Annotated in this window: 7 protein-coding genes; 2 read left to right on the plus strand and 5 right to left on the minus strand. The window is 54.2% G+C overall.

Annotated elements, in window-relative coordinates:
- Positions 1–167 precede the first annotated feature (167 nt).
- A complete protein-coding gene (locus C482_RS08720; RefSeq protein ID WP_006167184.1) occupies positions 168–449 on the minus strand; it encodes a PadR family transcriptional regulator in 282 nt (93 codons plus the stop codon).
- Positions 450–756: 307 nt separating this feature from the next.
- Here C482_RS08720 and C482_RS08725 point away from each other — a divergent pair, with 307 nt between their 5' ends.
- Both C482_RS08725 and C482_RS08730 read left to right on the plus strand, forming a co-directional pair.
- Entirely contained in the window at positions 757–1,116 is a 360-nt protein-coding gene (locus C482_RS08725) for a hypothetical protein (protein WP_049896586.1), read from the plus strand.
- 306 nt (positions 1,117–1,422) lie between these two features.
- Positions 1,423–1,665, plus strand: coding sequence for a DUF7127 family protein (locus C482_RS08730; protein ID WP_006167186.1), 243 nt, complete (start codon positions 1,423–1,425; stop codon positions 1,663–1,665).
- An 829-nt stretch (positions 1,666–2,494) separates the two neighbouring features.
- On the opposite strand, the gene C482_RS08735 is transcribed toward C482_RS08730, so the two are convergent.
- The 4 genes from C482_RS08735 to C482_RS08750 all read right to left on the minus strand — a co-directional run bounded on the left by C482_RS08735 (position 2,495) and on the right by C482_RS08750 (position 8,792).
- On the minus strand, positions 2,495–3,721 hold the full coding sequence (locus C482_RS08735; protein WP_006167187.1) for a Cdc6/Cdc18 family protein: 1,227 nt from the start codon (positions 3,719–3,721) through the stop codon (positions 2,495–2,497).
- A 1,439-nt stretch (positions 3,722–5,160) separates the two neighbouring features.
- Complete coding sequence (locus C482_RS08740; protein ID WP_006167188.1) at positions 5,161–7,845, minus strand: efflux RND transporter permease subunit; 2,685 nt, start codon at positions 7,843–7,845, stop codon at positions 5,161–5,163.
- 201 nt (positions 7,846–8,046) lie between these two features.
- Complete coding sequence (locus tag C482_RS08745; protein ID WP_006167189.1) at positions 8,047–8,325, minus strand: DUF7521 family protein; 279 nt, start codon at positions 8,323–8,325, stop codon at positions 8,047–8,049.
- A complete protein-coding gene (locus C482_RS08750) occupies positions 8,322–8,792 on the minus strand; it encodes a winged helix-turn-helix domain-containing protein (RefSeq protein ID WP_006167190.1) in 471 nt (156 codons plus the stop codon). The genes C482_RS08745 and C482_RS08750 overlap by 4 nt, the downstream gene beginning before the upstream one ends.
- Between the last annotated feature and the right edge of the window lie 361 nt (positions 8,793–9,153).

The raw sequence follows: 9,153 nt of genomic DNA on the forward strand, positions 1-9,153 counted from the left end.
GTTCGCGGTTCTCGCTCAGTTCACTCGCTCCGAACCGCGCTGCCGCCGTGCGATCAGGTGTGCAGTGACTTGCAGTGGCTACTATAGCTGTCAAACGCAGGAGAAACCGGTCTCTACAGAGGTGCTCTCACGGAGATTTCGTAAACAAACCTCGACCGTCTGGTCGATCAGACCAACTCAGAAACGTACTGCTCTTCCCAGTCGCGTCGGTCTTCGAGCTCGCGACGACCTCGCCGGGTAACGCTGTAGACGTTCGTTCGCCGGTCTGCGGTCCCCTTCTCGATGAGGCCCTTGTCGACGAGCGTATCCAGGTTTGGATAGAGACGTCCGTGATGGATTTCGCTTTCGTAGTAGTTCTCGAGTTCCTCTTTGATTGCGAGGCCGTGTGGTTCATCAAGTCCTGCAGCGACGTACAGGAGATCACGCTGGAAACCAGTTAGGTCATACATACAGTTGAGTATGGAACTAGATATAATAAATATAGTGGAATCAGAACGGCGAGAAATAGGATTTGTCCGCCGAAACCCTGTCTCGGTCCAGTTCCGGGTTCAGTACAACGAGACCAATACAAGGCCGACATACCTGCACGATAGAGCAGGTACCAACTGATTGATAGCACAGAACACGACTCGGCCCATTATAATTGAATAAAAAAGAAAAGCGGCGATAGCAACAGTTAGAGGGCGTGTGAGACAGTACCAGTAGCGTAGGCAAGGTCAACACGTAATTTCTGTAGCCACCAATCGAGAGCTACAGATGAGAGTGGACACAGTTACGCGACTGAATCTCGATCCACCGGAATCGCCCTCGTTGCGAGTTGCCTTTCTCTCGTTATGGTTTGTCGATATGGTCGCTGCAACGTTGTTTTTCGTCGTTCCATACGCGAACGAACTCAATCCGATAACAGTCCTGTTCTTCGACTATCTTGGATTTTCAGGCGTTCCGCTCGCGGCGACCCTCTATGCGTTGATCATCATGGGGATTGGGCACATACTCTCACATCCTCGTGATATCCAGTTCATCGGGTTGATAGTCGCGCTGTACGCGTTGTTGGTCGTGAACAACGTTCTTCTCCTGCTCTCAGGAGAGCCGCTCGTCGCGGTCATCGGAGTGTAGGACACCCGTACCGGAGCGGTTCTGATCAGACACACCGAATTTTGCAGAACGCCCCCATTGCAAGCGATAAGTCAGTACTACAAACGTAGTCACAGCAAACATTCGGCCAAAGTACACACCATTTTGCCAGAAGAGCCGCTCAGCCACTGAGCGAACTGCACCGAACCACCCACTACTCGACAACCAACGCACTGACAACTGGCACAGAGCAGTGATAGAACCGGCTCAAAAACAACTCTCCGTGAGAAAACCTGGGGTGGCATGTTCGTGCACGGTACTTACGACCGCTGCGCACCAACAGAGGGTATGGAAACACCACCAGCGCTAGAAGCAGCAGGCGAACAAGACGAGATCACGATTACGAAGCGCCAGTACGACGAAGAACAGATTATCGCGGTTGACTTCGGACAAGTCGCTGGCCAACCAACGCTCGATATCGTCGGTGAAACCGCGATCGTCGTCGTAGATGGTACCCAATTCGAATTCGGAATCCCACCAGATGCAACTGAAGTGAAAATGAACGATGGTGTTCTGACGATTCGTGATTAAACAGTGGGCGTGAAGATTGCCACTTTTTTATTGCGAGAGACAGTCCGTCGCCATTTTCAAATCCAGACTCCCTCAGGGAGAGAGCATCTCTCCAAGGCAACAGCGTACAAACAAATAGAAACAGCTCGAGCAATTCGAATAGGTAGCAGCATTGGTGTGATTGAAGGTATTGGAATCGGTACAATAGATGGCGAAAGCTACTAATACACCACACTGGGTTTCCGGTGAAACAGTCGTGAGAAGAACTTCAGCGCCGACGCACTCGAGTGCGCTACTCAAAACGAGCCAGTACCAACAGTTATATTGAATCGAGCAACCGGCGAGAGACAACTAGTGAAAACAATTATAATCCATTTTCACCGGAAATGGGGTGTGTTCTCGAAGGGAAATCAGGTGTTCTCAACAGACAACAGGACGTGTGGGGAACCAGACACCGTGTTTCCGGTGAAATGGGGCCACTGTATGGCAGTCACACCCCATTTCCGGTGAACGGACAACAGATGAGCGAGAGCACCTGTCGAGGTATCAGAAACGCTGTTCATTCAGAGGACACCAGGTTTCCGGTGGAATAGGTCGACTTGCAGTTCATGTTCGATGAACGGAGAAGTGTCGGTCGTCGAAGCTGGTGCTGGATATGCCGTTCCTAGCTCTGCCTGCTAGATACGTCGTCCATTGCTCTGACCTGCTAGATACGCCGCCCGTGGCTCATGACTGCTGAATACGTCTTTGTGACTGCCGGCTACTAAGGCGAGTAATACTGATTGCTACCGACTAAAAGAACTGAAGCCAGCGCCAAGAGCCCGCGGACCACTCAAGATTCGCCAGTTGATCACTCGACAGTATCAGCCAAAACATCTCGAACGACTTCCGGATCCTCGAGAAGCGTATGCTCAGTATAGCTCCCCTCCGCACTCCCGCCACTGTGACGCGACTGCTCGAGTATATCCAGAAATGCGTGTTCTTTGAGCAGGTCGCGAACACGACGAAGCGACAGCGTGTCAGCACCCTCCTGACGACAGATCTGTTCGTAGATATCGTAGATTCGCGTCGTTCGAAACCCATCGTTCTCGCCAGCGGTATCGCTGTACGCACCGTCGGGCCGATGTTCGAGCGAGAGAACCGTCAACGCCTGCAACACGTATCGGGAATGGGGCGTCGAACCACGGATAAGTTCCCTGAACCGATCGACTTCGGCACGCTCGCGAGCCTGGACCACGAACTCCTCGCGAACGGTTCCCGCACCCTCTGCCTGTGCAATTTCGCCGGCATAGCGCAGGATGTCGATCGCTTTTCGTGCGTCCCCATGTTCTCGCGCTGCGAGTGCGGCCGCTCGTGGAATCACCGCGTCCCCGAGGACGCCGTCGCGAAACGCGTCGTTACGCGCCGACATGATGTTGTTCAGCTGGCTTGCGTTGTACGGCGGGAAGACGAACTCGCGTTCGCAGAGACTCGATTTGACCCGCTCGTCCATTCGATCTTTGTACTTGATCTTGTTACTGATACCGATAACGCCGATCTTGCAGTCAGTCACCTTCCCTGCCTCGCCGGCGCGGGAGAGTTGCATCAAGATTGCGTCGTCCTCGAGTTTATCGATCTCGTCAAGGATGATGAGCGCGACGTCGTACTCCTTGTTGAGGATGCGCCAGAGACGTTTGTAGTACGTCGCTGTACTAATTCCCTTGTCGGGAATGTAAATCTCAGTCGCGTCCGTGTTGACCGAGCTCGCGATGGTCTGGACGGCCTGCGTTTCGGTCGTATCCTGTGCACAGTCGACGTAGGCGAAAACTGCGTTGACACCCTCCTCTTCGGCTGTATCGACGAGTCGTCGGGAGACGTACTTGGCACACAACGATTTGCCGGTCCCGGTCTTCCCGTAGATGAGCACATTGCTGGGGCTCTGTCCGAAAATCGCGGGGTTGACAGCATTTGCGAGTTGTCCGATCTCCTCGTCTCGGCCGACGATCCGCCCCTCATCGGGAAGATGACTGATCTCGAGGAGTTCCTTGTTAACGAAGATCGGATCTTCCCGAATGAAGAGGTCGTCGGACTCAGACATATACCTTGGACACCGTGTTTCCGGTGAATCATCTTGAACGTTTCGTCACCGAAGACAGCAGGAATCACGGCAGAACACCAGGAAACCACGTCAGTGCATCTGGTAGCATACATGTCGCCAAAGTGATTGAGCAACATGCTGCAGGAGCGGTTGGGCACAGCTCACGCAGCTATCGAAGTGCGCAGATTCAGCATTAGACGGATTCACCGATTTGCCGCAGCGGTGCAGTACTCGGGTACTACTTGTGAACACGCGTGAAAGTGAATTCACGTCAGCGAACTAATGTGGAAAGACGGATCTTGATATAGAGAAACACGTTCTGGGAGGAAGGAACGAGGCGAAAGATGAAGGATGAGTTTGGGTCCGCACACACACACCGGGTTTCCGGTGAAATAGGGTGAGAGAGTGTGGTTGGTGCAGTGGAAAGAGTGGGTATCGGAAGGACAAAGATTAGTAAGGCCACTGAAATCGGGTTAGAGTGCAGCATAGCGTTGAGATATAGGTGCAGAAATCGCAGGAGAGATCCTCTAATAAATAGGAAAAGGATTTGAAGACCCATCAATAGAGTTTGGAAGTACTTCAGAAGAAAGATGGGATAGCGGAGTGAGAAGGAGTAAGAACGTAGAGCAGATGTGGAACAGTTCTTCTGGAACGAGACACCTTTCTGCGACAAAGTCGCTATAGATATTTGCGATCGAATCAATGAACTATACTCAAACCAATGTTATATAGTTATCCATCTCTCCGCATCAACCTTTGAGAAAGATAGAAGAATACAACACAGAGTAGGTGAGTCTCAGTCTGTTTCACCGGAAATCCGGTGTGTGTGTTTGTCCCCTTTTCAGGTTTTCTCGTTCTTCGGTCACGGGTTCCTTTTCCTTTAATCGCCTCAACGGCCCAACGATAACCTGATGATTCTTTCACCGGAAATCCGGTGTGTCTCTCTCCAGAGTGACAACGTTTGCAGGGCCTGGTTATGCTCCTTCCCCTCGGAGAAGACGGATCAGTGAAGCGATCGGTCGACTATCTGTAGTATCACATCGGCAATAACGAGATTTTGTTCATGGTGTCGGTCGTAGATGGACAACCCAAAAGCGAGTGCTATCGAACAGCTGAATAGTGCTATCGAACAGCTGAATACCAGTAGTATACCAGCTGCTGGGTCGGCACGTTCCAGAACTGCTGGGTCGAGCCAATACAAACCAAATACGACCAGCATTGATCGCAGGGTCAATCACTTCTATAGACGAATCTCCAACAACACAACCAATAGAGTGACTCTTCTCGCGCCTCGGTATTCACCGGAAACACGGTGTGTTCGTGTTCCGGTCGCTGCCGTCGGTTGCAGTCGCTGCCCAATTCGAAACCGGGACTCGAGTACACTCAAATCTCTCCTGTGAATGCCGCTCCAGTCACACTCACGTACAGCCTCTCACTTTTCACAGGTATTGCTCCTCACGTTTTCTGCGTCTGAATTTGTCTAGTAGTCGCTCTCGAAGTACGAGCAAACACGGCAAGACCGTCAGACACGCAACCAGCGCGAAGATGATACTGAGCCCGGTAACGAGTCCGAAGCGGCGAAGCGGTGGCGAAAGTGAGAGTGCGAGAACGCCGAATCCGGCTGCTGTCGTCGCCGCACTTCCCAGGAGAGCACCGCCGGTCCCGGTGATCGTCGTCCTCACTGCTTCGGAAAGTGGTGTCCCGTTTGTGCGCTCGTCAACGAATCGTTCGCTGACGTGAATGCTGTAGTCGACACCGAGGCCGATCGCGAGGCTCGTCATCACAACCGTCTCTGTGTTGAACGGGACGTCGAGGAGTGCCATCGCACCGAGGAGCCACGCCAGTGCCGCGACGACCGGTGCAAGTGTGAGTACGCCAAGCGATGGTGCTCGGTGGCGAACCCAGTAGAGAAGCGTCAGGAAGACGAGGATCACGACGACGGTGATCGTGAACGCCTGGACCAGCGTCTCGAGGAGCGCATCCTGAACCACAGCAGTCGTCACAACACCGCCGGTGGCAGTTGCCGTTACGGGAGCCGAACTCGAGATTGCCGCTGCGACAGCCTCTGTATCCGATGCGACGCTCTGTGATGCGGCATCGCCGCGAACGGAGAGGAGTAGTCGTGTTGACTCGTACTCGCCGTCGTCCGTCCGGTGGAGGACTGCCGAGGCCTCCGCTTCGTCCGCATCGAACAGCACATCGTAGAACCCAGTGACGTCCTCGTCGGGGAGTCCGTTTCCAGTCGCGTCTCGCTGTTCGAGCTCGGACGCAACCGTCTCGTTCTCCGTGCTGAGCGACGCGATGAGTGTCTGTGGGCCATCGATCGCTGCAGTTCCGTCGGCGCGCACGTCGATTGTCGTGTTCGCGTGTGTGCTATTCTCTCCACTCACTCTTCCGCCGCCATCCCCATCTTCTCCTCCACCTCCAACGGCTGCAGTAGCGCTCTGTACTGCGGTGAGCGTTTCCGGATCGGTTACATCACCCTGTATCAGTATCTGTGACTGTGAGTCAGGGCCGTGATCTGCGAAGTGTTCCCCGAGGTACGACAGATCGTCGCTCACCGTGTAGGTGTCCGGCGCAAGTGGCCCAGGTAGCGCTTTCGCCCACTCTGGTGCGTCTTCCGGAAGGAAATCGGCCTGATTGAACTCCGTATCCAGCCCGGTTGCACCGTAGGCCCCCGCACTCGCGAGCAAGAACGCGACGACGACTACACCCACCGGGGCCGCTCGAACGAGCGAGACGATGCGCTCGAGTGCATCGTGAACGATACCGGCATCCATTCCGAACGGCTGCTTCGCGCGTGTCCAGTCGAACCGCCTCTCGAGTTGCTCGTCAATCTCGGTTTTCACTGCAGGCACGAACGCACCGAAGGCGATGAACGTTGCGAGAATGCCACTCGCGCTCAACACTGCGAAGTTCTGGATGGCGGGCAGTGGACTGACGACGTTCGAGAAGAATCCGACGCCAGTCGAAACCGTCGCGGCAGCGAGTGCGAGAACGACGCCGGCGAACCCGCGACGCATGCCGTCAGCGGCTGTAACCGCTGTCGCGTTCCCCATTGTACCCGTACTCTGTGTCGCCCCGCCACCTCTCGCTTCTCGGTATCTCATCACGACGTGTAACGAGTAGTCGATGGACAACCCGATCAGCAAGAACGGCACGGCGATCAGCATCGAATCGCCAGGAATTGCGAGCCACCCCTGAATGCCACCGACCCAGGCCATCACGACCCCGATCCCAAGGAATCCGATGAGCACGTCGACGAGGTCACGATACGTGACTGCGAGGACGAACAGTACCAACACGAACGCAACGGGCGTGATGATCGCGAAACTATCGCCGACCGCGCTCGCACTCGCGGCGTCGGTGATTCCCTCCCCGAAGACAAAGCCATCCTCGAAGTGCTCGTCGAACATCGATTCGATCTCGAGCTGTGCGTCGGAGACAGCAGTTGCCGCTTCATCACTACTCGTCCCGTCACTTGCCCCGTCGCCCTCTTCGTGGAACAGCAACGTGAGTCGTGATTCGGACTCGACGGAGCCAGGCTCGTACGAGGCTGGTAGGAACGCGTACGGATCTTCACTGCCTCGCAACTCTTGACCCTGATCCGGATCCAACACCCTCTCCAGCAACGCTTCGACTTCTTCAGCAGACCGTGACTCGAGTGCCTGCCGTTGTTCCTCCAGTGTCGGCTCGCTGGTATCGTGTGTGCCGTTTGCATCGGCTGCGCGATCTTCGAAGACGGCGATCGTCGCGACGACGTTTTCGAGGCCGACTGCGCCGTCCTCATCGTGGGTCTGGTTAATCGACTCTACGTCCCGAATCTCTTGTTGAAACCGGAGTCCCTCGAGTAACGACTCGCGGGTGAGTACGTCACCACTATCTTCACGGACGACCACCTGGGTGATCGACTGCGTATCAGTTGCATAGGTTTCATCGATCTCCTCGAGTGCTGTCGTTTCCGGTGAGTCAACATCGAACTGATCACTATCGTCATCGACTGGGTCATCACCCAGCACGATACCAGCCGCCACGACAGCGGTCAGAAGGAGCACGAAGACGATGATCCACCGCCGATACGAAATAACTGCATTTGAATATCGGTCCGAGAGCGTATCGCTCATCACACACAGCTTGGTATGGCGGTAATAAGATGTCCTTGTAGGGTCCCACGTTGTGGGACAACCGGTTCTGTGGCGGTCCAACGGGGGTAGTCAATCGTTGGAATAGCCAATAGTTAGAACAGAGCCGTTTCGATGATGTACCAAATCGCCTCGATTGGATGTTGAATCATCCGACAGCGTATCAAACCGTCCGATCGCGTTTCAGTATCCGTATAACGCGTAGATCATCACCAAAAATCCACTGCCGATAATCACACTCTCCAGTAGCATTCCAGCTGTAACTGAAATGCCGACGATGTGGTGCAAGAACCCAACCAGGAATGTTCCGACCGTGATGATCACGAACCCGATCGAAAAGTACTGTAGTCCGTCGATCTGGGTCCGGACGTAGGCACGATATGCGAGTAGCGCAACGATACCACCCAATACGAGGACTACAATCTTGACGACAGCGAGCAGTGTTGTGAGCAGCGCCGTCATGATTCTCGCTTCATTTCGGTCCAGAACGTCGCAAGGCGATCTTCTGGCTGTTCCGGTGGCCGTTCTACGTGGACGGTAAATTCGTCTGCATCGTCGATCCCGACGGAAATTGTCGAGAAGTTTCGTTTGTACAGGGTTGCGTTCGGGCCATCACGGCGAACTTCGGTATATTCGTCGACGAGATCCGCCTCGCGGAGTAATTCTAACTTGCGGTACATTGTCGAACTGGGTACGTCACACTCCTCACAGAGCGCAGTTGCTGCTTTCGGCTTGTCGAGGGCCGTCAGTATCTGTCGACAGGTTTCGTCGTCGAGTGTTTGCAATACGGACTCAACCGGCAGTTGCTCGTCATCGGGAATATCGTCGGCCGACGGTGATTCGTGATCCATCTCGAACGCTGCCGTCTTTCGGTCGTTTGTTGATGGGATCAGACAGAGCCGATCCCACGATACGTGCTTTTTGGTCATGTATACGGGACTGTTTGTCTCTGATTCGGTGATACGCAACTCAGTACCGTTGCTGTCGAGAATACTCTTGGGTGAGATATTGTGTCGTCTATGGGTGGAGCAAACGGTAATACCGTAGACAGGGTGGACCGAGGAGACAGTGCAGGTAGAGTGTACAGTGATGTCGATGCAGATGTACTCTTACCTGCAGAAATGCATGCAGAGAACACGACGGTAGCTACTCTGCTAAAACTGCAGGACACTCGAGTACGAACAGCGATCATTTTCTTTTCCGCTCTTCTGTAGGAGATTGTTGATACTGGTCAGTTGTCGCTGTGGAATCGAAGAGAGCAAGGACACCGCGTCAGCGGTGTCCGTTAGG

The sequence above is a fragment of the Natrialba chahannaoensis JCM 10990 genome, from assembly GCF_000337135.1.
GTDB classification, from domain to species: domain Archaea; phylum Halobacteriota; class Halobacteria; order Halobacteriales; family Natrialbaceae; genus Natrialba; species Natrialba chahannaoensis.